The organism is Ruminococcus sp. CAG:57, from assembly GCF_000435935.1.
GTDB classification, from domain to species: domain Bacteria; phylum Bacillota; class Clostridia; order Oscillospirales; family Ruminococcaceae; genus Hominimerdicola; species Hominimerdicola aceti.
Window position 1 is genome coordinate 1 of record NZ_FR890759.1, and the last position, 240, is coordinate 240.

The 240-nt window shown below is 42.1% G+C and carries 1 protein-coding gene; it reads left to right on the top strand.

The window, feature by feature from the left end:
* On the top strand, positions 1 to 240 hold a 240-nt coding region (locus QVO88_RS08480), incomplete at both ends, for a hypothetical protein (RefSeq protein WP_288177921.1).

The following is a 240-nucleotide window of genomic DNA, read 5'->3' on the forward strand; positions in this document are numbered from 1 at the left end:
CCACAACAGCAAAGAAAACGCAAGCTCCGAAGCCAAAGCCGACTACAACTACAACTGCTAAACCAAAGTTTAAGCTGACACAGAATGATATAGACAGAGTGGTTAAGGAACTTCAACAATATAGTAATGAAACTTGTGACTTTGACGCTATCTTCTATACAGAGCAGGAAATGTGGGATAACATAGCCACAAGAAATCTTGACAACAGCTCATGGGGAACACCTGACACTGTTTCGCCTG